This window comes from Enterobacter sp. 22452 (assembly GCF_052045065.1).
Classification (GTDB): Bacteria; Pseudomonadota; Gammaproteobacteria; order Enterobacterales; family Enterobacteriaceae; genus Enterobacter; species Enterobacter mori.
This window is the reverse complement of record NZ_JBQEOB010000002.1, coordinates 899,246-921,126: the sequence shown is the minus strand read 5'-3', so window position 1 is coordinate 921,126 and position 21,881 is coordinate 899,246. Positions and strand designations below refer to the sequence as shown.

The 21,881-nt window shown below is 53.5% G+C and carries 24 protein-coding genes and 3 tRNA genes; 16 read left to right on the top strand and 11 right to left on the bottom strand.

Annotated elements, in window-relative coordinates; translation table 11 throughout:
* The first annotated feature begins 78 nt into the window (after nt 1–78).
* Nucleotides 79–393 carry a flagellar hook-basal body complex protein FliE gene (gene fliE, locus ACTJJA_RS09590; protein ID WP_010432385.1) on the top strand — a complete coding sequence of 105 codons (315 nt, stop codon included), beginning with the start codon at nt 79–81 and terminating at the stop codon, nt 391–393.
* Between the two features lie 75 nt (nt 394–468).
* Nucleotides 469–882 (top strand): lipoprotein YedD, encoded by a 414-nt coding sequence (gene yedD, locus ACTJJA_RS09585; protein ID WP_010432387.1) that lies wholly within the window; start codon nt 469–471, stop codon nt 880–882.
* Nucleotides 883–975: 93 nt separating this feature from the next.
* Here yedD and amyA read toward each other — a convergent pair whose 3' ends face one another.
* The 4 genes from amyA to fliD all read right to left on the bottom strand — a co-directional run bounded on the left by amyA (nt 976) and on the right by fliD (nt 4,786).
* Nucleotides 976–2,463, bottom strand: coding sequence for an alpha-amylase (gene amyA, locus ACTJJA_RS09580; RefSeq protein WP_440667605.1), 1,488 nt, complete (start codon nt 2,461–2,463; stop codon nt 976–978).
* A gap of 98 nt (nt 2,464–2,561) precedes the next feature.
* Complete coding sequence (fliT, locus tag ACTJJA_RS09575) at nt 2,562–2,933, bottom strand: flagella biosynthesis regulatory protein FliT (RefSeq protein ID WP_010432391.1); 372 nt, start codon at nt 2,931–2,933, stop codon at nt 2,562–2,564.
* Nucleotides 2,933–3,343 (bottom strand): flagellar export chaperone FliS, encoded by a 411-nt coding sequence (gene fliS, locus ACTJJA_RS09570; RefSeq protein WP_010432394.1) that lies wholly within the window; start codon nt 3,341–3,343, stop codon nt 2,933–2,935. The genes fliT and fliS overlap by 1 nt, the downstream gene beginning before the upstream one ends.
* A 30-nt stretch (nt 3,344–3,373) precedes the next feature.
* Nucleotides 3,374–4,786 carry a flagellar filament capping protein FliD gene (fliD, locus tag ACTJJA_RS09565; protein ID WP_010432396.1) on the bottom strand — a complete coding sequence of 471 codons (1,413 nt, stop codon included), beginning with the start codon at nt 4,784–4,786 and terminating at the stop codon, nt 3,374–3,376.
* Nucleotides 4,787–5,055: 269 nt separating this feature from the next.
* Between fliD and ACTJJA_RS09560 the strand changes: the two genes are divergently transcribed.
* The 8 genes from ACTJJA_RS09560 to sdiA all read left to right on the top strand — a co-directional run bounded on the left by ACTJJA_RS09560 (nt 5,056) and on the right by sdiA (nt 12,175).
* Nucleotides 5,056–6,321, top strand: a complete 1,266-nt coding sequence (locus tag ACTJJA_RS09560) for a FliC/FljB family flagellin (RefSeq protein ID WP_010432402.1) — start codon at nt 5,056–5,058, stop codon at nt 6,319–6,321.
* Nucleotides 6,322–6,483: 162 nt separating this feature from the next.
* Nucleotides 6,484–7,203 carry an RNA polymerase sigma factor FliA gene (locus tag ACTJJA_RS09555; RefSeq protein WP_042714098.1) on the top strand — a complete coding sequence of 240 codons (720 nt, stop codon included), beginning with the start codon at nt 6,484–6,486 and terminating at the stop codon, nt 7,201–7,203.
* Nucleotides 7,204–7,257: 54 nt separating this feature from the next.
* Entirely contained in the window at nt 7,258–7,809 is a 552-nt protein-coding gene (gene fliZ, locus ACTJJA_RS09550; protein WP_010432406.1) for a flagella biosynthesis regulatory protein FliZ, read from the top strand.
* A gap of 86 nt (nt 7,810–7,895) precedes the next feature.
* A complete protein-coding gene (gene tcyJ, locus ACTJJA_RS09545) occupies nt 7,896–8,696 on the top strand; it encodes a cystine ABC transporter substrate-binding protein (protein WP_100165996.1) in 801 nt (266 codons plus the stop codon).
* A 107-nt stretch (nt 8,697–8,803) separates the two neighbouring features.
* A complete protein-coding gene (dcyD, locus tag ACTJJA_RS09540) occupies nt 8,804–9,790 on the top strand; it encodes a D-cysteine desulfhydrase (protein WP_440667601.1) in 987 nt (328 codons plus the stop codon).
* A gap of 21 nt (nt 9,791–9,811) precedes the next feature.
* Nucleotides 9,812–10,480 carry a cystine ABC transporter permease gene (tcyL, locus tag ACTJJA_RS09535; RefSeq protein WP_010432414.1) on the top strand — a complete coding sequence of 223 codons (669 nt, stop codon included), beginning with the start codon at nt 9,812–9,814 and terminating at the stop codon, nt 10,478–10,480.
* Entirely contained in the window at nt 10,477–11,229 is a 753-nt protein-coding gene (gene tcyN, locus ACTJJA_RS09530) for an L-cystine ABC transporter ATP-binding protein TcyN (protein WP_010432417.1), read from the top strand. Before tcyL ends, tcyN begins: the two co-directional genes overlap by 4 nt.
* Nucleotides 11,230–11,452: 223 nt before the next feature.
* Nucleotides 11,453–12,175, top strand: a complete 723-nt coding sequence (gene sdiA, locus ACTJJA_RS09525; RefSeq protein WP_010432419.1) for a transcriptional regulator SdiA — start codon at nt 11,453–11,455, stop codon at nt 12,173–12,175.
* Nucleotides 12,176–12,240: 65 nt separating this feature from the next.
* Here the strand turns inward: sdiA and ACTJJA_RS09520 are convergent, their stop codons facing one another.
* Nucleotides 12,241–12,465, bottom strand: coding sequence for a DUF2594 family protein (locus tag ACTJJA_RS09520; RefSeq protein ID WP_010432421.1), 225 nt, complete (start codon nt 12,463–12,465; stop codon nt 12,241–12,243).
* The gene (locus ACTJJA_RS09515; protein WP_419716714.1) at nt 12,452–12,532 is read right to left on the bottom strand and encodes a hypothetical protein; all 81 of its coding nucleotides are present in this window, start codon (nt 12,530–12,532) and stop codon (nt 12,452–12,454) included. Before ACTJJA_RS09515 ends, ACTJJA_RS09520 begins: the two co-directional genes overlap by 14 nt.
* Nucleotides 12,533–12,932: 400 nt before the next feature.
* Here ACTJJA_RS09515 and uvrY point away from each other — a divergent pair, with 400 nt between their 5' ends.
* The 6 genes from uvrY to ACTJJA_RS09485 all read left to right on the top strand — a co-directional run bounded on the left by uvrY (nt 12,933) and on the right by ACTJJA_RS09485 (nt 16,468).
* Nucleotides 12,933–13,589: a UvrY/SirA/GacA family response regulator transcription factor gene (gene uvrY / locus ACTJJA_RS09510; protein WP_042714108.1), complete on the top strand. Its 657-nt coding sequence runs from the start codon at nt 12,933–12,935 to the stop codon at nt 13,587–13,589.
* Nucleotides 13,586–15,418, top strand: a complete 1,833-nt coding sequence (gene uvrC, locus ACTJJA_RS09505) for an excinuclease ABC subunit UvrC (RefSeq protein ID WP_010432427.1) — start codon at nt 13,586–13,588, stop codon at nt 15,416–15,418. Before uvrY ends, uvrC begins: the two co-directional genes overlap by 4 nt.
* A gap of 56 nt (nt 15,419–15,474) precedes the next feature.
* Nucleotides 15,475–16,023 carry a CDP-diacylglycerol--glycerol-3-phosphate 3-phosphatidyltransferase gene (gene pgsA, locus ACTJJA_RS09500; RefSeq protein WP_006176115.1) on the top strand — a complete coding sequence of 183 codons (549 nt, stop codon included), beginning with the start codon at nt 15,475–15,477 and terminating at the stop codon, nt 16,021–16,023.
* A gap of 151 nt (nt 16,024–16,174) precedes the next feature.
* Nucleotides 16,175–16,250: transfer RNA gene (locus ACTJJA_RS09495), tRNA-Gly, on the top strand.
* 46 nt (nt 16,251–16,296) lie between these two features.
* Nucleotides 16,297–16,370: transfer RNA gene (locus ACTJJA_RS09490), tRNA-Cys, on the top strand.
* Nucleotides 16,371–16,381: 11 nt separating this feature from the next.
* Nucleotides 16,382–16,468, top strand: a tRNA-Leu gene (locus tag ACTJJA_RS09485).
* Nucleotides 16,469–16,551: 83 nt separating this feature from the next.
* Here ACTJJA_RS09485 and ACTJJA_RS09480 read toward each other — a convergent pair.
* From ACTJJA_RS09480 to ACTJJA_RS09460, 5 genes are all read right to left on the bottom strand, one after another.
* Entirely contained in the window at nt 16,552–17,256 is a 705-nt protein-coding gene (locus ACTJJA_RS09480) for an ABC transporter ATP-binding protein (protein ID WP_250902879.1), read from the bottom strand.
* Nucleotides 17,257–17,264: 8 nt separating this feature from the next.
* A complete protein-coding gene (locus tag ACTJJA_RS09475; protein ID WP_440667597.1) occupies nt 17,265–18,140 on the bottom strand; it encodes an ABC transporter ATP-binding protein in 876 nt (291 codons plus the stop codon).
* Entirely contained in the window at nt 18,137–19,411 is a 1,275-nt protein-coding gene (gene livM / locus ACTJJA_RS09470) for a high-affinity branched-chain amino acid ABC transporter permease LivM (RefSeq protein ID WP_126816352.1), read from the bottom strand. Before livM ends, ACTJJA_RS09475 begins: the two co-directional genes overlap by 4 nt.
* Before the next feature lie 11 nt (nt 19,412–19,422).
* A complete protein-coding gene (locus ACTJJA_RS09465) occupies nt 19,423–20,337 on the bottom strand; it encodes an ABC transporter permease subunit (protein ID WP_440667737.1) in 915 nt (304 codons plus the stop codon).
* 99 nt (nt 20,338–20,436) lie between these two features.
* Nucleotides 20,437–21,558 (bottom strand): branched-chain amino acid ABC transporter substrate-binding protein, encoded by a 1,122-nt coding sequence (locus tag ACTJJA_RS09460; RefSeq protein ID WP_421510598.1) that lies wholly within the window; start codon nt 21,556–21,558, stop codon nt 20,437–20,439.
* Nucleotides 21,559–21,881: the final 323 nt, after the last annotated feature.

Genomic DNA, 21,881 nt, shown 5'->3' with positions numbered 1-21,881 from the left:
TTTAACGCTATTTACCGCCATTATCTGATTGACAAGCTGTTAGTCTTGACCGCGTAAAAATCCATCCAGGGGAAAGTCATGGCTATACAGGGCATTGAAGGGGTAATCAGTCAGCTGCAGGCAACGGCAATGACGGCACGTAATCAGAACGTGATGGACGAACCTTCAACCATCAGCTTTGCGGGGCAACTGCACGCCGCGCTTGACCGTATCAGCGACAAGCAGAACGCCGCCCGGACGCAGGCGGAAAAATTTACGCTCGGTGAGCCGGGCGTGGCGCTTAATGATGTGATGGCCGATCTGCAAAAAGCGTCGGTGTCTCTGCAGATGGGCCTCCAGGTGCGTAATAAGCTGGTATCGGCCTATCAGGACGTGATGTCGATGCAGGTGTAAAACCTGCCGATCTTACGCTGGCACCCATACGGCTTTAATGCCACAATATTTTTTTCTTCCCACGCAGGAAAGATGATGAAAAAAATAGCAATTGTGGGTGCGCTTCTGGCGTTAACCGGCTGTGTTCAGGTTGATAATTATCAGGAAGTCATCAAGCATCCTGTGCCGTCGCATCTGGCAGGGTACTGGCAGTCAAAAGGGCCGCAAAGCAAGATGGTGAGCCCGGAGGCGATTGCCACGCTGGTGGTGACGGAAGAGGGCGATACGCTGGATTGCCGTCAATGGCAGCGCGTGGTGGCGGTGCCGGGCAAGATTATGCTGCGTTCGGATGATTACTATAACGTGACCCGCAAGCTGGATATCTATCCGCTGGAGCGTGATGGCGCAACGCTTGAGTATGATGGTATGGAGCTGCAAAAAGTGGATCGTCCAACGGTAGAGTGTGCGAATTACCTGAGCAAAAATCCGCTGGAGAGTAAACTACCGTAGCTTTTTTTTGCCGGGTGGCGGCTTCGCCTTACCCGGCCTACAAAACCGCCGCACCGTAGGCCGGGTAAGCGTTAGCGCCACCCGGCATTGTTTCTACAGCGCATCCTCTATGACCCACACGCTGACGCTTCCCCCGTTACAGAAGAATGTCCCTTCACCATCCGCCGCCGTGGTCACGGTTTCCTCGCGATTGCCCAGAAAATCACGCCAGGTTTTATTGCCGTAATTCTCTCCCAGACAAATCACTTTTTCCCCGTCATCGCCATTGGAAAGGACCACCACGCAACCCGGCGCGTCGTCGGTCCCGCTGCGGCTGAACGCGATACAGTTAGGATGATCAAAAAACAGCGTATGAATGCCGTGGGCAAAACGCTGGCGGGCGAGGATCAGCTCATGCAGTTGTTCAATCACGGGCATATCAATATGGTACGTGTTACCGTCGCCGCCCGTATCGTCGTAGCTGGCACCGAAGAGGTCCGGATAGAACACGCTCGGCACGCCGTTTTCGCGCAGCAGAATTAACGCATAGGCGAGCGGTTTAAACCAGGCTTCCACCGGGGCTTCCAGCGCCTGCAGGGGTTGGGTGTCGTGGTTGGCAACCAGCGTGACCGCATGGAACGGATCGGCTTCCACCAGCGTGCCGGTGAAGATCTGGCTCATGTCGTAGTCGCGCCCCTGACGCGACGCCTCGTGGAACTTCATCTGCAGCGGCGCATCGAACAGCATGGTTTTGCCCTCGACCTGATTAATGTAGTTCTGCAGTTTATCCACCTCGTGCGACCAGTATTCCGCGACAACAAACAGCGGCTGCGGCGCCACCTCCTGCACGTGCTCAATCCACTCCTTATAAAACCAGGCCGGAATATGTTTTACGGCATCCAGACGAAAACCGTCACACTGCGTTTGCTCCATCACCCAGCGCGCCCAGTATTTGATCTCCTCGGTCACGGCATGATTGCGAAAATCGATGTTCTCGCCCATCAGGTAGTCGAAATTGCCCATCTCGTCGTCGACCTGATCGTTCCAGCCTTCGCCGGTGTAGTCGTTGACGATTTTGAAGATATTATCTTCATTGGGGTTTTCAATGTGGTCGATGCCGCTAAAGCATTTGTAATCCCAGATAAACTGCGAATATTTCCCCGCGCGGGCAGGGAAGGTGTAGCGCGTCCAGGCTTCACACTCGATGATTTCATCGTCGATTTGCGTACGGTCTTGTTCATTGACGCGCTGCACGCGGATCGGCTCTTTCTCGTCCGCCCCCATTTTGTGGTTGACCACCACATCCAGCAGCACGGCGATCTGGTTGCTTTTGAGCGCGTCGATGGCCTCCAGCAGCTGTGCTTTGTCGCCGTATTTGGTGGCGACGCCGCCTTTTTGATCGAATTCACCGAGATCGAACAGATCGTAAGAGTCGTAGCCCACCGAATATCCCCCCGATGCGCCTTTGTACGCCGGAGGTAGCCACACCATGTTAATGCCGATTTCGTTGAGGTTGGGGGCTAAAGCCGTGACTTCTCGCCACAATTCACCGCCAGCGGGGTAATACCAGTGAAAGCATTGCAGTAAGGTTGGATTGCGCATGCACCGTCTCCATGAGGTCGCGAAACTCAAGTATGGAGTACGTTTTGCAGAAATGCCTGGCGAACGAAGCGGGAAACGTTCGTTCGCCAGCTACATGGCTAATTGAGATCGCTACTACTTTGCGGGACCAGGACATGACCGCCCTGGTTGCTGTAGGTGGAAAGAACGGTTTTCTGAATGGAGGATTGCCCCACCATTTTCGCCAGTTCATTCATTCTGGACTGCAGCAATGTTTTCACCTGGCTTTCATTGTCGAGGATCACGCGCAGAGTCGGTCGAAGTTGCTCCTGCATTTGTGCAGAGGGTTCCGCTTCCTGCGTAAGACGAGCCAGCGAGTGCACCGCGTTGACATAATCGGTTTCACAAGTAATGAGATCATCCCATAAACCCTGGCGAGCCAGGCGCAACATCAACTGGCTCTGCTCAAGGAGTTGCTGATAAAGGGTATAGAGTTGCGGTGCATTACTCATTAGACGGCGTCCTGCATCAGTTGTGGCGTACCCGCAACCTCCTTCCACCCGTCAGCGATATTGCGCAGCAATGTTTCCACCTCTTCGATGGCGCTGGCGTCGTTATTCACGTTGGCGTGCAGGAGGCGACGTACCATATAGGCATAAAGGGCAATCAGGTTTTGCGTAAGCTCATCACCGTTATTGTCCACCAGGCCAACCTTCAACCCGTTTTCAATAATGTTGATGGCTTTCGAGAGTGCCAACCCCTTTGCCGGAATATTACCGTCTTGCAGGAACAGACGCGCGCGAACCAGCGCGCTGAGGGCTCCATCAAATAGCATGATAACCAGCTGTTGCTGGCTGGCGCTCATCACCGCGCTTTCAACCTCTATTTTTGCGTAGGCTTGCGTGCCTTTTGCGCCGTACATGTTATCCCCCTCGGGTTCGTTTAGCGGTTACTACTTGCTGCTGGACGTATTTTCAAACTGCTGCGTCAGGTAGCTGCTGGTGTTGTTCAGCGAGGTCATCAGTACGTCCAGCTGGGTAAACTGGGCTTTGTACTGTGCCACGCGTGCGTCAATACGCTCGCTCACGGCGTTGTACTGGTCGGTGAGCTTGTTCAGCGTTTTGCTGACGCCATCTTTGGCTGCCTGGATAATCCCTTTGCTGGAGAGCCAGTCAGTCAGTTGGGTGGCCATAGTGGTGGTGATGCCGGTGGTTTTACCGTCACCCACAACCAGATCTTTAACGGCAGTCGGGTTGTCCGTCAGCGCTTTTTTCATTTTATCGCTGTCCAGCTCCAGTTTTCCTGAGCTTGGGTCAGTGGTAATGCCCAGTGACGACAGTGTTTTATAGGTGGTACCACCCACGGTATTGCTCAGCATGGTTTTCAGCTGGGTCTGGATCGTACGCAGCGTGCTGTCACCCAGCAGGGCGCCGTTGCTGGAATCCTGTGCATCTGTGCCTGCATCCACCGCCGTATATTTGGTTAAGGTTGCAAAGCTGTCCTGCAGCGTGTTGTAAGCATCCACCCAGGCTTTCATCGCCGTTTCGGCTTTAGACGTATCTTTGGTGATCGTCAGCGTCTGGTTACCGGTGGTGACGTCGTTCAGGTTCAGGGTGATATCTTCCAGCGCATCGCTGATGGTGTTGCTGCTGTTTTCGATATCAACGTTGTTGACCTTCAGCTTGGCGTTCTGCGCGGTGACGCTTTCCGTCATGCCGTTGCTGGCGTCGGTGCTGGTGCCGTTGTAACCCATAAAGGATTGCAGGGCGCTGTCGCCGCTCACGCTGATGCTGACCGCGTTATCTGCACCGGTTTCGGTTGAGGTAATAGACAGACGATACTGACCATTACCGACGTTAATAATACTGGCGGTCACGCCCGCATCCGCTTTGTTGATGGCATCACGAATGCCGGTCAGCGAGGAGTTTGCCGCGCTGATATCAACCGTCACCGGATCTTTACCGTTGCCCGCGGTAAAGGTAATTTTGCTGTCCGCAGTGGCAATGGCGGTTTTGGTATCCGCCTGGGTATTTTTTGTGGTCAGCGTCTGCGCCTGCGCCAGCTGAGAGACGCTAATGGTGTATTTACCCGCAATCGCGCTGCCGGTCGTGGTCGCGCTGAATGCCGTGGTGCTGCTCGCCGTGCTGGTGGCCGTAAACAGGTCAGCTTTATTCAGCGCGGTGTTGGCGGTCTGAAACGCTTCCAGCGAACTCTTTAACGTGCCGTAAGCGCTAAGCTTGGCGGTATAGGATGTCTGTTGCTTGGAAATCGGCGTCAGCTGCGCTTTTTCGGCCGTGGTGAGACTATCCAGAATGTCTGCTAACTTAAGACCCGAACCAATCCCCAATGATGAAATACTTGCCATATTTATTCCTTAATCTATCGACACGTAGAACGAATAGTGGGGTTATCGGCCTTTATGCGTGAAAGTTTACGGTTAATTTCTTTTTTTTAATGGCGGGAATAACGGTAATAGAGAAGAGTATTTCCGTGGCTAAAAAAATTATCGAGATCCTGAAAAAAAATCTAAAGGTTGTTTTGGACCAGACGATAACACCTTTGACGGCGATGAAGCCGAAGGGTGGAAACCCAAATCTAACCAAACAGATTTGATGAACAACAGGAATCGAAATCATGGCACAAGTCATTAATACCAACAGCCTCTCGCTGATCACTCAGAACAACATCAACAAGAACCAGTCTGCTCTGTCTTCTTCTATTGAGCGTCTGTCTTCCGGTCTGCGTATCAACAGCGCTAAAGATGATGCTGCGGGCCAGGCTATCGCTAACCGCTTCACGTCTAACATCAAAGGTCTGACTCAGGCTGCACGTAACGCTAACGACGGTATCTCTCTGGCACAGACCACTGAAGGCGCGCTGTCTGAAATCAACAACAACCTGCAGCGTGTTCGTGAACTGACCGTTCAGGCAACTACCGGTACTAACTCTGATTCTGACCTGACGTCAATCCAGGACGAAATCAAATCCCGTCTGTCTGAAATCGACCGCGTATCTGGTCAGACTCAGTTCAACGGCGTGAACGTACTGGCTAAAAACGGTTCTATGGCGATTCAGGTTGGTGCAAACGACGGCCAGACTATCTCCATCGACCTGCAGCAGATCGACTCTTCTACTCTGGGTCTGAACGGCTTCTCCGTTTCTAACAACGCACTGAAACTGAGCGATTCTATCACTCAGGTTGGCGCGAGCGGTGCTCTGAAAGATGTTGACCTGAGCGCGGTTGCTACTACTCTGGGCGTGGACGCGAAGAGCCTGACTCTGCACAACGTGCAGACTCCAGCTGGCGCATCTACTGCGACCTACGTGGTTTCTTCTGGTTCTGACAACTACGCTGTGTCTGTTGACGATGCAACTGGCAGCGTGAAAGTGAACACCGCTGACATCACCTATACCGATGCTAACGGTGGTACCGGTACTCTGACTGGTGTTGCAGTTAAAGTTGGCGCAGACGCTGCTGGCGCTGCTGCAGGTTACGCTGAAGTTCAGGGTAAAAACTACTCCCTGACTGCTGCTGCTATCGCTGATGGCGGCGCGGGCGGTACCCTGAACAACGCACAGACTGTTACCCTGAACGCAGCGGGCGAGTTCAAAGGCGTGTCTACTGCAGATCCACTGGCTCTGCTGGACAAAGCTATCGCGTCCGTAGACAAATTCCGTTCTTCTCTGGGTGCGGTACAGAACCGTCTGAGCTCAGCTGTAACCAACCTGAACAACACCACTACCAACCTGTCTGAAGCGCAGTCCCGTATTCAGGACGCCGACTATGCGACCGAAGTGTCAAATATGTCTAAAGCGCAGATCATCCAGCAGGCCGGTAACTCCGTGCTGTCCAAAGCTAACCAGGTTCCTCAGCAGGTTCTGTCTCTGCTGCAGGGCTAATCGCCTGATAATGCGTAAACCCCGCTTCGGCGGGGTTTTTATTTAGCGCTATTTGCATAACCCCCCAAATAACCCCTCATTTCACCCACTATTCACCCAATTGAAACCCCTGCAGAATCGGATAATCATGCCGATAACTCAATTAACGCAGGGCTGTTTATCGTGAATTCACTCTATACCGCTGATGGTGTAATGGATAAACACTCGCTGTGGCAGCGTTATGTTCCGCTGGTGCGTCACGAAGCATTGCGCCTCCAGGTGCGTTTGCCGGCGAGCGTGGAACTGGACGATCTGCTACAGGCGGGCGGTATCGGGTTATTGAATGCAGTTGACCGATACGACGCTCTGCAAGGAACGGCATTTACGACTTACGCAGTTCAGCGTATTCGTGGGGCGATGCTGGACGAGCTGCGCAGCCGAGACTGGGTGCCGCGCAGTGTTCGCCGCAACGCGCGCGAAGTGGCGCATGCGATGGGGCAGCTGGAACAGGAACTGGGACGCAACGCGACGGAAACCGAAGTGGCTGAGCGTCTTGGGATCGCTGTTGAAGAGTATCGTCAGATGTTGCTCGATACCAATAATAGCCAACTCTTCTCTTACGATGAGTGGCGCGAAGAGCATGGCGATAGCATCGAGCTGGTGACGGATGAGCATCAGCAAGAAAACCCGTTACACCATTTAATGGAAGGGAATTTACGCCAGCGCGTGATGGAAGCGATTGAAGCTTTACCAGAGCGCGAACAGCTGGTGTTGACCCTCTATTACCAGGAAGAGCTCAATCTCAAGGAGATTGGCGCGGTACTGGAGGTGGGGGAGTCTCGGGTTAGCCAGCTGCACAGCCAGGCCATCAAGCGCTTACGCACGAAACTGGGTAAGTTATAGGTGATTGATTCACCTGGGAAATGCCGCACAACGTATTGACAACCAGGAGTTATCATGACGGTGCAGCAATCTAAAAGACGGCCTTTAAGCCGCTACCTGAAAGACTTTAAACACAGCCAGACGCATTGCGCCCACTGTAATAAATTACTCGACCGTATCACGCTGGTTCGTCGTGGCGAAATCGTGAACAAAATCGCGATATCCCGCCTCGACACGTTAATGGATGAGGCCGCCTGGCTCGAAGAGCAAAAAGAGTGGGTGGCGCTTTGCCGTTTCTGTGGCGATCTCCACTGCAAAGAGCAAAGCGACTTCTTCGATATTATCGGCTTCAAGCAATTCCTGTTTGAACAAACGGAGATGAGCCACGGCACTGTTCGCGAATATGTAGTTCGCCTGCGTCGCCTTGGGCAACATCTGACCGTCAACAATATTTCTCGCGATCTGCTGAAAACCGGTTATCTGGATGAAAATCTGGAGCCGTGGCTGCCTGCGACCAGCACCAACAACTACCGGATTGCGCTGCGCAAGTATGCACAATACAAGGTACAGATGCCGGGTGTCGTGAAGCAGAAAGCCCACGCCGGAACAACTTCTGATATATATTAAAAAAGAATAAGATGTAGCGCAGTCGCCTTTGACGTTGCAGGCGATTTCTCTACACTACGTAAAAATTCCACTATATCGGGGTATTTATGAAATTTGCACTTCTGGGTCGTCAGGCGCTGATGGGTGTTATGGCCGTTGCGCTGGTTGCGGGCATGAGCGTGAAAACGTTCGCCGCGGAAAACCTGCTGAATAAAGTAAAAGAGCGTGGCACGCTGCTGGTGGGGCTGGAAGGAACCTATCCTCCGTTCAGCTACCAGGGTGACGACGGTAAATTGACCGGTTTCGAAGTGGAATTTGCGGAAGAACTGGCGAAACACCTTGGCGTGAAAGCCTCCCTGAAACCGACCAAATGGGACGGTATGCTGGCGTCGCTGGATTCAAAACGTATTGATGTGGTGATCAACCAGGTGACCATTTCTGACGAGCGTAAGAAGAAGTATGACTTCTCCACGCCGTACACCGTGTCCGGTATTCAGGCGCTGGTGAAGAAAGGTAACGAAGGCGGGATTAAAACGGCAGCGGACCTGAAAGGGAAGAAAGTCGGCGTCGGTCTGGGTACCAACTACGAAGAGTGGCTGCGCCAGAACGTGCAGGGCGTGGACATCCGTACCTATGATGATGACCCGACCAAATACCAGGATCTGCGCGTGGGCCGTATCGACGCCATTCTGGTTGACCGCCTGGCCGCGCTGGATCTGGTGAAGAAAACCAACAATACCCTGGCCGTTGCGGGTGATGCGTTCTCTCGTCAGGAAGCCGGTGTTGCCATCCGTAAAGGTAACGAAGACCTGGTGAAAGCGATCGATTCCGCGATTGCTGACATGCAGAAAGACGGTAGCCTGAAAGCGCTTTCTGAGAAATGGTTCGGCGCTGACGTCACCAAATAAGTCATTGACCCATAAAAAAAGGCGCTTTTAAAAGCGCCTTTTTTATTTCTTACGCGTCTGCGTGCATAATGAAAAATATCATATGAATTAGCGTTACCGGAGGAACCATGTCACTGCAGAATTTAACGCGCTTTCCCCGCCTGGAGTTTATCGGCGCGCCCACGCCGTTGGAGTATTTACCCCGATTTTCTGATTATTTAGGGCGCGACATTTTTATCAAGCGCGATGACGTAACGCCGATGGCGATGGGCGGTAATAAGCTGCGTAAGCTGGAGTTTTTGGCGGCAGACGCGCTGCGCGAAGGGGCGGACACGCTGATTACCGCAGGGGCGATTCAGTCTAACCACGTGCGCCAGACGGCGGCGGTGGCGGCAAAACTTGGCCTGCACTGCGTTGCGCTTCTGGAAAACCCGATCGGAACGCACGCAGAAAACTATCTCACTAACGGTAACCGTCTCCTGCTGGATCTGTTTAACGTGCAGGTCGAGATGGTCGACGCCCTGACCGATCCGACCGCGCAGCTCGACGAACTGGCCACGCGTCTGGAAGCGCAGGGTTTTCGTCCGTATGTTATTCCTGTCGGCGGGTCGAACGCGCTGGGCGCACTGGGCTATGTAGAAAGCGCGCTGGAAATTGCTCAGCAATGCGAGGGCGCGGTGAATCTCTCATCCGTTGTTGTCGCCTCCGGTAGCGCCGGTACCCATGCCGGGCTGGCGGTGGGGCTGGAGCAACTGCTGCCGGATGTCGAGCTGATTGGCGTGACGGTCTCCCGCAGCGTTGCGGATCAGAAGCCGAAAGTGGTTTCTTTACAGCAGGCGGTGGCAGAACAACTCGAGCTGAAAGCCAGGGCTGACATTCTGCTCTGGGATGACTATTTTGCGCCGGGCTACGGCACGCCAAATGAAGAGGGGATGGAAGCGGTGAAATTGCTGGCACGCCTCGAAGGCATTCTCCTCGATCCGGTCTATACCGGTAAGGCGATGGCGGGGCTGATAGACGGCATTGCACAGAAGCGCTTTAAGGATGAAGGACCGATTTTGTTTGTTCACACTGGCGGGGCGCCTGCGCTGTTTGCCTATCATCCTCATGTCTAAAAATCAGGTCGAAAAATAATAATGCACGAAAGTATTCAACTGGTTATTGATTCACTGCCGTTCCTGCTTAAAGGAGCGGTGTTTACGCTTCAACTCAGTATCGGAGGGATGTTCTTCGGCCTGGTGCTTGGGTTTGTGCTGGCGTTAATGCGCATGTCGCCCGTCTTGCCGGTACGCTGGCTGGCGCGTTTTTACATCTCTGTATTCCGCGGCACGCCCCTTATCGCCCAGCTCTTTATGATCTACTACGGTTTGCCGCAGTTCGGTATTGAGCTTGATCCCATCCCGGCGGCGATGATCGGTCTGTCGTTAAATACCGCTGCCTACACCTCCGAAACCCTGCGTGCGGCCATCTCCTCCATTGATAAAGGGCAGTGGGAAGCGGCGGCCAGTATCGGGATGACGCCGTGGCAAACCCTGCGTCGGGCGATATTGCCCCAGGCCGCGCGCGTTGCGTTACCGCCGTTGAGCAACAGCTTTATCAGCCTGGTAAAAGATACGTCGCTGGCGGCCACCATTCAGGTGCCGGAGCTGTTCCGTCAGGCGCAGCTGATCACCTCGCGGACGCTGGAAGTGTTCACGATGTATCTGGCGGCCTCGCTAATTTACTGGGTGATGGCGACGGTGCTTTCCGCCCTGCAGAACTATTTTGAAAACCAGCTTAACCGCCAGGAGCGTGATCCGAAATGAGTGCAATCGACGTTAAAAACCTGGTGAAAAAATTCCACGGACAAACGGTGCTCCACGGTATCGATCTGGAAGTGGAGCAGGGCGAAGTGGTGGCGATCATCGGGCCGAGTGGCTCGGGGAAAACCACGCTGCTGCGCAGTATTAATCTCCTTGAACAGCCTGAAGGCGGGACGATCCGCGTAGGGGATATCACAATTGATACCGGGAAATCTATTAGCCAGCAGAAAGGCTTAATTCGCCGTCTACGTCAGCATGTCGGTTTTGTTTTCCAGAACTTCAATCTTTTTCCGCACCGTACGGTGCTGGAAAATATTATTGAAGGGCCGGTCATCGTGAAGGGGGAGCCAAAAGAAGAGGCCACCACCCGCGCACGGGAGCTGCTGGCGAAGGTTGGGCTGGCAGGTAAGGAAACCAGCTACCCGCGCCGTCTTTCGGGTGGACAGCAGCAGCGTGTGGCCATTGCGCGCGCGCTGGCGATGCGTCCGGATGTGATCCTGTTTGATGAGCCCACCTCCGCGCTCGATCCCGAGCTGGTAGGGGAGGTGCTTAACACCATTCGCCAACTGGCGCAGGAAAAACGGACAATGGTGATTGTGACTCACGAAATGAGCTTTGCTCGCGATGTGGCGGACCGGGCTATTTTCATGGATCAGGGCCGCATTGTTGAGCAGGGACCAGCGAAGAGCTTGTTTGCGAACCCGCAACAGCCTCGCACCCGCCAGTTCCTCGAAAAATTCCTCATGCAGTAGCATTTTTGCCGTAATTTGCTCCAGATTTTTCTTCTGGGGCAAATTATTCGCCTCTAAACGCGTGTTGGTAGTTCTTTTATTCCACCCGTGTTCAGATTAACCGTATTAAATCTAAAGATTGAGGTGCGATGGACGATATTTTGTATAAATAAATAAGATTTATGTGTTAGGTTATATTCACCATAATAATGATTATCTTTATCAGAGGCTTCATTCGGTAAGTATGAGGGATTCAGACTTTTTCAACTGGCGACGGGATTGCTTCCTCCGGTTTCAGGAAATGTCCTGTGCCGACGAGGTATATCAAGAACTTCAGCGACAAACGCAGGCACTCGAATTTGATTATTTCTCACTTTGCGTTCGTCATCCTGTCCCCTTTACGCGCCCCCGGATTTCGGTCCAAACCAGTTATCCGCAGGAATGGATGGCGCAATATAAGTCAGAGAATTTTTTCGCCATCGATCCGGTGCTGAAACCAGAGAATTTCATTCAGGGGCATTTACCCTGGACGGATGAATTATTCGCTGATGCTCAGGCACTGTGGGATGGCGCGCGGGATCACGGTTTGCGTACGGGAATTACACAGTGTTTGATGCTGCCTAATCACGCGCTCGGTTTCCTGTCTGTATCACGTACTAGCGCACAGGCGGATAAGTTAAGCGGCGAAGAAATAGAGTTGCGCCTGCAAATGCTGGTTCAAATGGCCTTAACGTCTCTGCTGCGTTTTGAACATGAGATGGTCATGCCGCCTGAAATGAAATTCAGCAAGCGTGAGCGGGAAATTCTGAAGTGGACTGCGGAAGGAAAGACGTCTGCAGAAATAGCGATTATTCTCTCGATATCTGAGAATACGGTTAATTTCCATCAAAAGAATATGCAGAAGAAATTTAACGCGCCAAACAAGACGCAGATTGCCTGTTATGCGGCGGCGACAGGACTGATCTGAAGAGACAACACGTTCTGCGTGACAGACGAGATAACGGCTGAATGCACCGCATCCAGCCGTTTTTTTTACTGACGGTAAGCTTGTTTAATCTGCTTAACGGTGTTGGCGAATACGGCTGATTCAGCCTGGTCTTCCATCTGCGCGATTTGTTTTTCCATCTTCAGGATCACACGGCCCGCATCAGCCTGACCCATTGCCTGTAACATGAGCGTCAGCAGCGCTTTCAGACAGTTTACTTCCTGTGCCAGTTCTTGGTTATTTTCCGCAGTGGCGAAATCAGGTGAGCTCATTTATTTTCCTCAATATAAAACAGCGCTCGAGCGCGACGATGAAAGTCAAGGCCGCGGAGTATACCACAAGCCGTGACAAAAAAAGCAGTGGTTGTTTTTCGTACTTTTCCGCATTTTGTTTATTTACGTAAACAATACCCACAGGTAATGTCTCCTCTGCGATATTCACAATTTATTGTCATCGCCGCTTCGTTTACCGTTAATTGTTGTTACAAAAAGTTTAGAACTGTTTTTAGGCCGATGTTGCGTGCCTGTTTTTTGTAACTTTTTGAATACAGATGCTTAAAAATAGACGCAAAAGCCCATACCGCATGGGTTTTCTTTCCACTTGCTGTACAGGCTAATTTCCAAAAACGAGAGCGTAATCGTATAGCACGTTTTTTAACGTTTTAATCTTGCGAGGAAAACCGTTAATATAAACGCAATAAGTAGTCAGTAGCGTTATCCCTATTCTGGAGACATTTCCTTTGATCAACGTCCTTCTTGTTGATGACCACGAACTGGTGCGCGCAGGGATACGACGCATTCTTGAAGATATAAAGGGTATTAAAGTTGCCGGTGAGGCCTGCTGTGGTGAAGATGCCGTGAAATGGTGTCGCACAAACTCGGCCGACGTGGTGTTGATGGATATGAACATGCCCGGCATTGGTGGGCTTGAAGCAACACGTAAAATCGCCCGTACCTTTGTTGATACCAAAGTCATCATGCTGACCGTACATACCGAAAACCCGCTGCCCGCGAAAGTTATGCAGGCGGGGGCCGCCGGGTATCTGAGTAAAGGCGCCGCACCACAGGAAGTTGTGAATGCGATTCGCTCCGTGTTTGCCGGGCAACGCTACATCGCCTCAGACATTGCACAACAGATGGCATTGAGCCAGATTGAACCTGAAAAAACGGAATCGCCGTTTGCCAGTTTGTCTGAGCGCGAGTTGCAGATTATGCTGATGATCACCAAAGGTCAGAAAGTGAATGAGATCTCTGAACAGCTGAATCTCAGCCCGAAAACGGTGAACAGCTACCGCTATCGGATGTTCAGTAAACTGAACATTCACGGTGATGTCGAGCTGACTCACCTGGCCATTCGTCATGGTCTGTGTAATGCGGAGTCGTTAATAAGTCAGTGAATGAAGCGTTCGATTCAAAAGCATTTCTAAAAACCGTCACCAGCCAGCCAGGCGTGTATCGCATGTATGACGCTGGCGGTACGGTTATCTATGTGGGTAAGGCGAAAGATCTCAAAAAACGCCTTTCCAGCTATTTCCGCAGCAATCTTGCCTCCCGCAAAACCGAAGCGCTGGTCGCACTCATTCAGAATATTGATGTCACCGTCACGCACACCGAGACGGAAGCGCTGCTGCTTGAACATAACTACATCAAACTGTATCAGCCCCGCTATAACGTGCTGCTGCGTGATGATAAATCCTATCCCTTTATTTTCCTGAGCGGGGATACCCATCCGCGTCTGGCGATGCACAGGGGCGCGAAGCATGCGAAGGGTGAATATTTCGGCCCGTTCCCGAACGGTTATGCCGTGCGAGAAACGCTGGCGCTGCTGCAAAAAATCTTCCCGATCCGCCAGTGTGAAAACAGCGTTTACCGTAACCGCTCGCGTCCGTGCCTGCAGTACCAGATTGGTCGCTGTCTGGGGCCGTGCGTAGCGGGTCTGGTCAGCGAAGAAGAGTATGCCCAGCAGGTGGACTATGTTCGCTTGTTCCTTGCGGGGAAAGACGATCAGGTTCTCACCCAGCTTATCGCGCGAATGGAGAAAGCCAGCGCGGCGCTGGAGTTTGAAGAGGCTGCGCGCATTCGTGACCAAATTCAGGCCGTACGCCGCGTTACCGAAAAGCAGTTTGTCTCCAATACCGGTGACGATCTGGACGTGATTGGCGTGGCCTTTGATAACGGGCTGGCCTGCGTTCACGTTCTGTTCATTCGCCAGGGTAAAGTGCTCGGCAGCCGCAGCTACTTCCCGAAAGTACCGGGCGGCACGGAGCTGGGTGAAGTGGTCGAGACATTTGTTGGACAGTTCTATCTTCAGGGTAGCCAGATGCGCACGTTACCCTCCGAGATCCTGCTTGATTTCAATCTCGACGATAAAACCCTGCTGGCGGATTCCCTCTCAGAACTGGCCGGGCGTCGGGTGAATGTCCAGACGAAACCGCGCGGGGACCGTGCACGCTATCTGAAGCTGGCGCGCACCAACGCGGCGACGGCGCTGACGACGAAACTGTCCCAGCAGTCGACGGTCAGCCAGCGTTTAACCGCGCTTGCTACGCTTCTGAAGCTGCCTGAAGTGAAACGTATGGAGTGTTTTGATATCAGCCATACGATGGGGGAGCAGACCGTGGCCTCCTGCGTGGTGTTTGATGCCAACGGTCCGTTGCGGGCGGAGTATCGCCGCTATAACATCACCGGGATCACGCCGGGGGATGATTACGCCGCGATGAACCAGGTGCTGCGTCGACGCTATGGTAAAGCCATCGAAGAGAGCAAGATCCCGGACGTGATCCTTATCGACGGCGGAAAAGGGCAGCTCGGGCAGGCGAAGGCGGTGTTTGAATCACTCGACGTCGAGTGGGATAAAAACCATCCGCTGCTGTTGGGCGTGGCGAAAGGGGCGGATCGTAAAGCGGGTCTGGAAACGCTTTTCTTTGAGCCGGAAGGTGAGGGCTTTAGCCTGCCGCCGGATTCGCCCGCGCTGCATGTGATCCAGCATATCCGCGACGAATCGCACGATCACGCGATCAGCGGCCACCGTAAAAAACGGGCGAAGGTCAAAAACACCAGCACGCTGGAGACCATCGAAGGCGTTGGACCAAAACGTCGTCAAATGCTGCTGAAGTATATGGGCGGATTGCAAGGATTACTCAATGCCAGCATGGAGGAAATTGCAAAAGTGCCGGGTATTTCGCAAGGGCTGGCAGAAAAGATCTACTACTCGTTGAAACATTGAGGGCTCTGTAGCAACATAGAGCTAAATTTTACTGACAACAGACAGTTACCGTCATTATGCGATTTAATATCCCTACGTTGCTCACTCTTTTTCGCGTCGTGCTTATCCCGTTCTTTGTACTGGCGTTTTATCTGCCGGTCGTCTGGGCGCCTTTTGCCTGCGCACTGATTTTCCTGGTCGCTGCGGTAACCGACTGGTTCGACGGTTATCTGGCGCGCCGCTGGAATCAAAGCACTCGCTTTGGTGCGTTCCTCGATCCGGTGGCCGATAAAGTCATGGTGGCGATCGCGATGGTGCTGGTGGCTGAACATTACCACACCTGGTGGGTCACGCTGCCCGCGGCAACGATGATTGGCCGCGAAATTATCATCTCTGCGCTGCGAGAGTGGATGGCGGAGTTGGGTAAACGCAGCAGCGTGGCGGTATCCTGGATTGGTAAGGTCAAAACAACGGCGCAGATGGCGGCGCTGGTCTGGATGCTGTGGCGTCCGAACGCCTGGGTTGAGTGGGCGGGGATTGGTCTGCTGTGGGTCGCCGCGGTACTGACGCTGTGGTCAATGCTGCAGTATTTGAACGCGGCGCGCGGAGATTTGCTTGAACAGTGATCGTTTCGACGTAATTTTCAGCAAACGATCCGGGGATGCAAAAAATAACGTTGACTCAAAACGACATATCAGTAGAATGCAACGCATCGAACGGCGGCGCAGCTAGCCGGACGATAATGAAATCAAGTGGTTAGAAACAACTTGATGACATGCGGGAATAGCTCAGTTGGTAGAGCACGACCTTGCCAAGGTCGGGGTCGCGAGTTCGAGTCTCGTTTCCCGCTCCAGATTAAAGGCATGCGCAACAGCGGGTGTCAGTTTGAAAAGTTTTACGGCGCGTTAGCAAAGCGGTTATGTAGCGGATTGCAAATCCGTCTAGTCCGGTTCGACTCCGGAACGCGCCTCCACTTTCTTCCCTGGCCGGATGGTGGAATCGGTAGACACAAGGGATTTAAAATCCCTCGGCGTTCGCGCTGTGTGGGTTCAAGTCCCACTCCGGCTACCATGGGAAAGCAAAGAATAATCAAAGCAATAAGCAGTGTCGTGAAACCACCGAAAGGTGGTTTTTTTGTGCCTGAAATTTAACGGTCACACCCCACCCAGATACGCCTTCCTCACCTCCTGATTCCCCAGCAGCTCCTCGCCGCTGCCGCTCAGCCGGATCTGTCCGTTAACCATCACATACCCGCGATCAGACAGCTTCAGCGCGTGGTGCGCATTCTGCTCAACCAGAAAAATGGTCATGCCGTTGCGTGCTAGCTCGCGCAGCGTCTGGAAAATCTGTTTCACCACGATAGGGGCCAATCCCAGGCTGGGTTCATCCAGCAGCAGCAGCTTTGGGCGGCTCATTAAGGCCCGCGCAATTGCCAGCATCTGCTGTTCTCCGCCGGACATGGTCATTGCCCGCTGTTTACGCCGCTCTTTGAGGCGGGGGAAAAGGTCGAACATACTTTGCATATCTTCAGATGCAAACTGGTTTCCAATCGGGATTGTGCCCATCAGCAGGTTCTCTTCCACCGTCATATCCGGGAAAATACGCCGTCCTTCGGGCGCCTGGGCGATACCGCCGGACGCAACGTAGTGGGTGGATTTATGGCTGATATCCTCTCCGCAAAACAGGATCTGCCCACTACGGACCCGGGGTTGACCAAAGATAGACATCAATAATGTCGATTTTCCTGCACCGTTAGCGCCAATTAACGCCACGGTTTCGCCTTTGTTAACCTCAAGGGAAACCTGTTTCAGCGCCTGGATCACACCGTAGAAAACGTCCACCTCACGAAATTCCAGCATCGTTTCGTTCACAGGTTAACCTCGCTCTCGTCGGTGCCCAGGTAGGCGGCAATCACTTTTTCATCGTGCTGGATCTGCTCTGGTTTCCCCCGCGCAATGACATCTCCGTGGTCGAGCACAATAATGTCGTCCGAAATCTCCATGACCATTCCCATATCATGCTCAATCAGTAATACCGTAATGTCGTGGTGGTCGCGCAGAAAACGGATAATGCTGCTGAGCTTGTGCGTTTCCACCGGGTTCAGGCCTGCGGCAGGTTCATCAAGGCAGATCATCTCCGGACCAGTACACATTGCCCGGGCGATTTCGAGGCGTCGCTGTTGACCGTAAGACATTTCCCCCGCGAGGCGATTGGCGCAGTCCACCAGGTCCACCACTTCCAGCCAGTAAAATGCACGATCGAGGGCATCACTTTCCGCCCGACGATAGGCGGGAGTGTTGAGCACACCGGCGAGGAGATTGCGATTTACACGCATATGCTGTGCAACCAGCAGGTTTTCGATGACCGACATCTCGCGAAACAGGCAGATATTCTGGAACGTGCGCGCAAGGCCCGCGCGGTTTACCAGGTGTGTTCCACCGAACATTTTGTAGAAAAGACGCGACCCTAACCGGGCTGGGTTAATCCAGTCACCGGGCTGGAATTTTTGACCGAGAATCTGAATCACATTGGTGGTTTTACTGCGGGTGTTGAATAAGATATTTCCGCCGGACGCCCTGTAGAAGCCCGTCAGGCAGTTAAACACGGTTGTTTTCCCCGCGCCGTTAGGCCCGATGAGGGCGGTAATGGACCCGCGTTGTACATCAAGGCTGACGTCATTTAACGCTTTAATCCCGCCAAAATGCATCATCAGGTGCTCAACGTGTAGTATGGTTCCGTTCATGGTGCGACCCCCTTACGCACGGCATAGCCGCTGCGGTTAATGCGGATCAAACCGCGCGGACGCCAGATCATCATGACCACCATCAACACGCCAAACAGCAGTACGCGATACTCCGCAAAACTGCGCAGCAGTTCCGGCGTGACGGTCAGGACAAAGGCGGCCAGCACAACGCCCAGCGTTGAACCCATCCCGCCCAGCACCACGATAGCCAGAATCAGTGCGGATTCAAAAAAGGTAAAAGAGGTGGGATTAACGAACCCCTGATAGGTGGCGAAGAAAACCCCCGCAATCCCGGCCGTTGATGCGCCCAGCGTAAAAGCAGAAAGCTTCACCAGCACGTGATTAAGACCCATTGAGCGGCAGGCAATTTCATCTTCTCGTAATGCCTCCCACGCCCGTCCAATCGGCATTCGCGTCAGGCGGTGCTTGATGTAGAGCACCATCAACACCACCAAAAACAGCACGGCGTAAATAAAGATAAACTTCATGTTTGGGTTATAGGTCAGATGGAAAAACTCGTGGAAGGGGACGCCGCCTTCTTTGGCGCGTCGGCCAAACTCCAGTCCAAAAAAGGTGGGGGCAGGGGCTGAAACGCCATTTGGGCCGCCAGTGAAGGTCAGCCAGTTATTGAGCACCAGGCGGATAATCTCGCCAAACCCGAGCGTCACGATTGCCAGATAATCCCCATGCATGCGAAGCACCGGGAAACCAAGCAGCGCACCGGCGGCGGCGGCCATCAGCGCCGCCAGCGGCAGCATGCTCCAGAACCCTAACCCCAGATACTGATACCCCAGCGCGAGGCCATACGCGCCAATCGCGTAAAAGGCGACATACCCCAGATCCAACAGCCCCGCAAGACCGACCACAATATTCAGCCCGAGGCCGAGCAGAACATAGATCAGCCCCAGAATGGCAACGGTCAGCACGTATTTGGTCGCCACAAACGGAAAGCAGATCGCAAGCGTAATAACCAGCGGAATAATCCAACGCATGCGGCTCTTGTATCCGGGAGGGCGGACATATACCCCTGCGCTGTCCGCTTCAAACCTCGCCTGGAAACGCGCACCGGGGGCGGTCTGCAGGAAGATGCTCAGCAAAAAACGGCCCAGCATGACGATGGCAATAATCCACGCCAGCCGTTGTCCGGCAAAGTTAAAGCTGTAACCGTCGAGAACCACGCCAGCGATAGGGCCAAAGATAATCAAAGCAACCAGCCCGGAAAATACGGCATCAAGAATGCAGCGTTTAAGGGAGAAACCGGCAGATGTCATCGTCTTCACCCTCACACCTTCGCCACGACAGGGCGGCCCAGCAGACCCTGAGGACGGAAAATCAGGATCAATACCAGCAGCCCAAACGAGAACACGTCTTTATAATCTGAGTTCACCATCCCGGAGAATTGCGCTTCCGCCACTCCCAGAATCAACCCGCCGAGCATGGCGCCCGGCAGAGAGCCGATGCCGCCCAGCACCGCCGCCGTAAAGGCTTTTATGCCGATGACAAAGCCCACGTAGAAATCAAAGGTGCCATAGTTCATGGTGATCAATACCCCCGCCAGCCCGGCCATCGCCGCGCCGATCACAAAGACCAGCGAAATGATCCTGTCGGTATTGATCCCCAGAATGGAGGCCATTTTGCGATCCTGCTGCACCGCACGACACATCCGCCCCAGCCGGGTTTGGCTGATTATCCAGGTGAGCAGCAGCATGCCGGCGAACGAGGCGATCAGAATAAAGATTTTGGTGTAGGTGATCTGGACGAAACCTTCTCCCAGATGCACGCGAAGTACGCCGTCCAGCATGGTTGGCACGCCTTGCTGGCGGGGGCCCTGGCTCAGTTGGGCATAGTTTTGCAAAATCAGCGACATCCCGATGGCGGAGATCAGCGGTGCCAGTCGGGTGGAGTTTCGCAGGGGTTTATAGGCGATGCGCTCAATAGTCCAGCCATACACGCCCGTCACCGCGATGGTGAACGCCAGCGTGCCCAGAATCAGCAGGGGAAACGACTCAAGACCGAAGAATGACAGCAAGGCCAGTCCGATGGCGCAGAGATAGGCCGAGATCATATACACTTCGCCATGGGCGAAGTTGATCATGCCAATGATGCCGTACACCATGGTGTAACCGATGGCGATTAAGCCGTAGACGGAGCCCAGCGTTAATCCGTTGATTAACTGTTGCAGGAAGAATGTACTCATCATCGCGCGCTCTTTTTATAGGCCGCACGACGCGTGCAGCCCGATGTGTATTCCGCGTCGGCAGGCGAACCTGCCGACGTTGAGCGTGACTCCGTCCCGTTACTGCACTTCCTTATATTTTCCCTTGTCGTCCCACTGATAAACCACGTAGTCAGACACTTTCAGATCGCCTTTGCTGTCCCAGGCTTTTTTGCCCATCACCGTGTCGACGGCGTTCGCTTTCAGCCACTCGCTGGCTTTGGCGGAGTCTTTGCCTCCGGTGGCTTTGAAGGCGGCGGCAATGGCCTGGACGGAGGCATAGGAGTAAAGGGTATAGCCTTCTGGTTCGAATTTACCGGCGCGGAATTTCTCAATCACCGCTTTACCGTCCGGGATCAGTCGCGGATCTTTACCAAAGGTCATGTAGATACCGTTGGTGTACTGCGGGCCACCCGCAGCGGTGACCATCTCTTCATTGACGATACAGTCCCCTGAGAAGAATTTCGCCTGTACGCCCTGTTCACGCATCTGGCGCACCAGCGGGCCCGCTTCAGGGTGGCAGCCCCCGAAGAACACCACGTCCGGTTTTTGCGCGCCAATTTTCGTTACCAGCGCGTTAAAGTCTTTTTCCCCACGTGATAAGCCTTCATACATCACATCCTTCACGCCGCGTTTGGCAAGCGCCGCTTTGGTGGCGTCCGCCAACCCCTGACCGTAGGTGTCTTTATCGTGAATGATCACCACACGTTTGGCCTTCAGCTTATCGATGATGAAGTCGCTGGCGACTTGCCCCTGCTGATCGTCCCGCCCGCACATGCGGAACATATCGCTCATGCCGCGCTCGGTAATGAGTGGGTTAGTCGAACCGGGGGTGATGGCAATAATGCCCGCATCGCTATACACCTCGGAGGCGGGCATGGTGGAAGAGGAGCAGAAATGGCCGACAACCGCATTGACTTTGTCCTGGTCGACTAAACGGTTGGCGACGGCAACAGCCTGTTTAGGCTCGCAGGCATCATCTCCCTGAACCAGCTTAATTTTCTCACCGTTGATCCCTCCCGCGGCGTTAATGTCTTCTGCGGCCTGCGTTGCGCCATGCCAGTACTGATCGCCATAGGTGGCATTTGGGCCTGTAAACGGCCCGGCCACGCCAATCACAATATCGGCCTGGGCGGAAAATGCCGTCACCAGACAACCGGCTAACACAAGAGAAAGGGGACTTCTGATAAATTTCAGCGACATTATTGTGTTCCTTAGCAAAGAGGTTTTTGCACCACGGCGTCAACCCAAACGCCCTACGGCGCAGCCAATCTATAAATAAGATCGAGAACAACATGCACTAAACGAACAAAATCCAGGCCACATCCTGCTTAATACGGCGAGGTTTCCATGCGCAGTTTGCGCGCAGAACATTAAGCAAAATCGTTGCCAGAATGGTTAACCCATTGACCGGGTTGCGACATAGATGAGTATAGAGTGCCGATTTACGCTGCCTCGCGGGACGCACTGAAATTACAGCGGAGATCACATCTCGTTAACAACAAAGCCCATAAGTTGTGCAAGGG

What these genes read in the sequence shown, in the direction of transcription:
- fliE (WP_010432385.1), top strand. Translation starts at nt 79, where the DNA reads ATGGCTATACAGGGCATTGAAGGGGTAATCAGTCAGCTGCAGGCAACG.
- yedD (WP_010432387.1), top strand. Translation starts at nt 469, where the DNA reads ATGAAAAAAATAGCAATTGTGGGTGCGCTTCTGGCGTTAACCGGCTGT.
- amyA (WP_440667605.1), bottom strand. Translation starts at nt 2,463, where the DNA reads ATGCGCAATCCAACCTTACTGCAATGCTTTCACTGGTATTACCCCGCT.
- fliT (WP_010432391.1), bottom strand. Translation starts at nt 2,933, where the DNA reads ATGAGTAATGCACCGCAACTCTATACCCTTTATCAGCAACTCCTTGAG.
- fliS (WP_010432394.1), bottom strand. Translation starts at nt 3,343, where the DNA reads ATGTACGGCGCAAAAGGCACGCAAGCCTACGCAAAAATAGAGGTTGAA.
- fliD (WP_010432396.1), bottom strand. Translation starts at nt 4,786, where the DNA reads ATGGCAAGTATTTCATCATTGGGGATTGGTTCGGGTCTTAAGTTAGCA.
- ACTJJA_RS09560 (WP_010432402.1), top strand. Translation starts at nt 5,056, where the DNA reads ATGGCACAAGTCATTAATACCAACAGCCTCTCGCTGATCACTCAGAAC.
- fliZ (WP_010432406.1), top strand. Translation starts at nt 7,258, where the DNA reads ATGACGGTGCAGCAATCTAAAAGACGGCCTTTAAGCCGCTACCTGAAA.
- tcyJ (WP_100165996.1), top strand. Translation starts at nt 7,896, where the DNA reads ATGAAATTTGCACTTCTGGGTCGTCAGGCGCTGATGGGTGTTATGGCC.
- dcyD (WP_440667601.1), top strand. Translation starts at nt 8,804, where the DNA reads ATGTCACTGCAGAATTTAACGCGCTTTCCCCGCCTGGAGTTTATCGGC.
- tcyL (WP_010432414.1), top strand. Translation starts at nt 9,812, where the DNA reads ATGCACGAAAGTATTCAACTGGTTATTGATTCACTGCCGTTCCTGCTT.
- tcyN (WP_010432417.1), top strand. Translation starts at nt 10,477, where the DNA reads ATGAGTGCAATCGACGTTAAAAACCTGGTGAAAAAATTCCACGGACAA.
- sdiA (WP_010432419.1), top strand. Translation starts at nt 11,453, where the DNA reads ATGAGGGATTCAGACTTTTTCAACTGGCGACGGGATTGCTTCCTCCGG.
- ACTJJA_RS09520 (WP_010432421.1), bottom strand. Translation starts at nt 12,465, where the DNA reads ATGAGCTCACCTGATTTCGCCACTGCGGAAAATAACCAAGAACTGGCA.
- pgsA (WP_006176115.1), top strand. Translation starts at nt 15,475, where the DNA reads ATGCGATTTAATATCCCTACGTTGCTCACTCTTTTTCGCGTCGTGCTT.
- ACTJJA_RS09480 (WP_250902879.1), bottom strand. Translation starts at nt 17,256, where the DNA reads ATGCTGGAATTTCGTGAGGTGGACGTTTTCTACGGTGTGATCCAGGCG.
- ACTJJA_RS09475 (WP_440667597.1), bottom strand. Translation starts at nt 18,140, where the DNA reads ATGAACGGAACCATACTACACGTTGAGCACCTGATGATGCATTTTGGC.
- livM (WP_126816352.1), bottom strand. Translation starts at nt 19,411, where the DNA reads ATGACATCTGCCGGTTTCTCCCTTAAACGCTGCATTCTTGATGCCGTA.
- ACTJJA_RS09465 (WP_440667737.1), bottom strand. Translation starts at nt 20,337, where the DNA reads ATGAGTACATTCTTCCTGCAACAGTTAATCAACGGATTAACGCTGGGC.
- ACTJJA_RS09460 (WP_421510598.1), bottom strand. Translation starts at nt 21,558, where the DNA reads ATGTCGCTGAAATTTATCAGAAGTCCCCTTTCTCTTGTGTTAGCCGGT.